This window comes from Mycobacterium sp. (assembly GCF_035653355.1).
GTDB lineage: Bacteria > Actinomycetota > Actinomycetes > Mycobacteriales > Mycobacteriaceae > Mycobacterium.
In genome coordinates, this window is sequence record NZ_DASRBZ010000506.1 from 1 (window position 1) to 3046 (window position 3046).

The 3046-nt window shown below is 70.0% G+C and carries 3 protein-coding genes; 1 reads left to right on the forward strand and 2 read right to left on the reverse strand.

What is annotated here, in order from left to right; genetic code table 11:
* Both VFA16_RS17405 and VFA16_RS17410 read right to left on the reverse strand, forming a co-directional pair.
* The coding region (locus VFA16_RS17405) for a glutamate decarboxylase (RefSeq protein ID WP_324969016.1) at nucleotides 1-1184 on the reverse strand (1184 nt) is incomplete at its 3' end.
* 20 nt (nucleotides 1185-1204) lie between these two features.
* Nucleotides 1205-2626: an NAD(P)H-hydrate dehydratase gene (locus VFA16_RS17410; RefSeq protein ID WP_324969017.1), complete on the reverse strand. Its 1422-nt coding sequence runs from the start codon at nucleotides 2624-2626 to the stop codon at nucleotides 1205-1207.
* Nucleotides 2627-2744: 118 nt separating this feature from the next.
* Between VFA16_RS17410 and VFA16_RS17415 the strand changes: the two genes are divergently transcribed.
* Nucleotides 2745-3046 (forward strand): class I SAM-dependent methyltransferase (locus VFA16_RS17415; RefSeq protein WP_324969018.1); only part of this gene is annotated, 302 nt, incomplete at its 3' end.

A 3046-nucleotide genomic window follows, 5' to 3' on the forward strand; every position in this document is an offset into this window, starting at 1 on the left:
CTCTCGTGCGAGACGTCGAACTCGGTGTAGCCGCGGTCGCCGGCCAGCCGGAAGGCGAGCACCGGGATCGCCGACCCGTCGGAGATCACCTCGAAGTGTTCGCCCGCATCCAGCTGCGCCGCCAGCCAGCGCGCCGTCTGCGACAGCGACTGCATCACCTGGGTGTAGCCTTCGCGGCCCAGCCGCAGGAAGTTGTAGTACTGCCCGACGACCTGGTTGCCGGGGCGGGAGAAGTTCAGCGTGAACGTCGGCATGTCGCCGCCGAGGTAGTTGACCCGAAAGACCAGGTCCTCGGGCAGGTGCTCGCGGCTGCGCCACACCACGAACCCGATGCCGGGATAGGTCAGGCCGTACTTGTGGCCGCTGACGTTGATCGATACCACCCGCGGCAGCCGGAAGTCCCACACCAGATTCGGGTGCAGGAACGGCACCACGAACCCGCCGCTGGCCGCGTCGACGTGCACGGGAACGTCCACACCGCCGCCGGCGGCCAGCCGGTCCAGCGCCGCGCAGATTTCGGCGACGGGTTCCAACTCCCCGGTGTAGGTGGTGCCCAGGATCGCCACCACGCCGATGGTGTTCTCATCGACGGCCTCGACCACCTGTTCGGGGGTGATGACGTAGCGGCCCTCCTCCATCGGCAGATAGCGCGGTTCGACGTCGAAGTAGCGGCAGAACTTCTCCCAGACCACCTGCACGTTGGAGCCCATGACCAGGTTGGGGGTGCGGGTCTTCCAGTCCTTACCGACCTTCTGGCGCCACCGCCACTTCAGCGCCAGCCCGCCCAGCATCACCGCCTCGGACGACCCGATGGTCGACACCCCGGTGGCGCTGTGCGGATCGTCGTCACGCAGCCCCTCGGCGTGAAACAAGTCGGCCACCATGCATACGCAGCGCTGCTCGATGGCCGCGGTCGCCGGGTATTCGTCCTTGTCGATCATGTTCTTGTCGAACGCCTCGGCCATCAACGTCTCGGCCTCGGGATCCATCCACGTGGTGACGAACGTGGCCAGGTTCAGCCGCGAACTGCCGTCGAGCATCAGCTCGTCGTGGATGAACCGGTAGGCGGCCTCCGGGTCCATCGACTCGTCGGGCAGCCGCAGCGCCGGCACCGGCGCGGTGAACAAACGGCCCGTGTAGGCGGGGGCGATGGCGTGCGACGGGACGGACGGATGATGCGGCACGACGGATCCTTTCTCGGCCCCTACAGGCTTGCCAGGGCGCTTCGGATGTGCGGGATGATGCGCGACGCCGACGTGGGCGCGCTCCTTGGGCCGGGGTCGGCGGCCGACAGGTTCGCCGCGCGGGCATGCACGAACGCCGCGGCTGCGGCGGCCTCGCCTGGGGGAAGTCCCGCGGCCAGCAGCGCGCCGATCATGCCCGACAGGACGTCGCCCGATCCCGCAGTGGCGGCCCAGGATTGTCCGGCGGGGTTCAGGTAGACCGCTCCGCCCGGTTCGGCGATGACGGTGACGTTGCCCTTGAGCAGCACGGTGGCGCCGAACGCGTCGGCGAGCTTGCGGGTGGCGCCGATGCGGTCCTCGCCCGGTGGCGCACCCGCCAAGCGGGCGAATTCGCCGGCGTGCGGCGTGAGCACGGTGGGGGCGTCGCGGCCCGCAAGGAGATCTGGGTGAGCCGCCAGCAGCGTCAGCCCGTCGGCGTCGACGAGCACCGGCAGGTCGGTGTCCAACGCGAACCACAGCGCCGCGGCGCCGGTTTCCTCGGTTCCCAGTCCCGGCCCGACGACCCAGGACTGCACCCGCCCGGCCGCAGCGGGGGTGGGCGAGGCGATCACTTCAGGCCAGTGCGCGAGCACCTCGCGATGCGCGCTGCCCGCGTAGCGAACCATGCCCGAGGTGGCGGCGACCGCGGCGCCGGTGCACAGCACGGCCGCGCCGGGATACGTCGACGAGCCCGCCAGGATGCCCGTCACTCCCTGGCTGTACTTGTCGTCGTGGGGGCCCGGCAGCGGCCAGCGCACCGTGACGTCGGCGGACTCGAAGCCCAGCACATCGCTGTCGGGCAGGTCCAGTCCGATGTCGACCAGCCGGACGCGGCCGCAGTCGGCGAGCGCGTGCACGGGTTTGAGCCCACCGAACGTGACGGTCAGGGCGGCGTGCACGGCTGGGCCGGTGATGGCGCCGGTGTGCGCGTCGACGCCGCTGGGGATGTCGACGGCGACAACAGGGATTCCGAGAGCGTCGACAGCGGCGAACACATCCGCGGCCGCCGGACGCAACGCGCCCTTGCCGGAGATGCCCACTACACCGTCGATCACCAGATCGGTTGTCGCCGCGACACTGTCGACGATGTGACCGCCCGCTTTCGTGAACGCCGCGAGCCCCTTGCGGTGAGTGCGCCCCGGACTGAGCAGCACCGCGTCGGCGGCGGCTCCGCGGCGGCGCAGAAAGGTCGCCGCCCACAGCGCGTCACCGCCGTTGTCGCCGGAGCCGACTACCGCGCACACCCGACGGCCGGCAATCCCGCCGGTGCGGCTGGTCAGCTCCCGGGCGATCGCGGTGGCCAGCCCGAACGCCGCGCGCCGCATCAGGGCACCGTCGGGCAGGCTGGCCAATAGCGGCGCCTCGGCCTCGCGGATCGTCTCGACGGAGTAGTAGTGCCGCATCACAGTCAGGATTCCATGCCGTGCCGCGAACCGCGGCCGGCTTGCGTGTTCGGCTCGGCGGCGTACAGTCGCGTTCAGGTCAGTTAAATAAGCTAAGCATCATGCGTAAGGAGCGGACATGCCACGAACGGACAACGACACCTGGGATCTCGCCACCAGCGTGGGCGCCACGGCCACCGGAGTCGCGGTCGGCCGCGCCTTGGCCAGCCGCGGCCCCAACGCGTTGATCGACGACCCGTTCGCCGAGCCGTTGGTGCGCGCGGTCGGAGTGGATTTCTTCACCCGGCTCGCCAGCGGCGAACTGGATCCGACGGAAGTCGACGACGACGGCGAGTGGGGAATGCAGCGGATGAGCCAGATGATGGCCGTCCGCACCCGATTCTTCGACGACTTCTTCATCGACGCCGCCGCAAGCGGTAT

Coding starts and splice junctions, on each gene's coding strand:
- VFA16_RS17410 (WP_324969017.1), bottom strand. CDS start 2,626: ATGCGGCACTACTACTCCGTCGAGACGATCCGCGAGGCCGAGGCGCCG.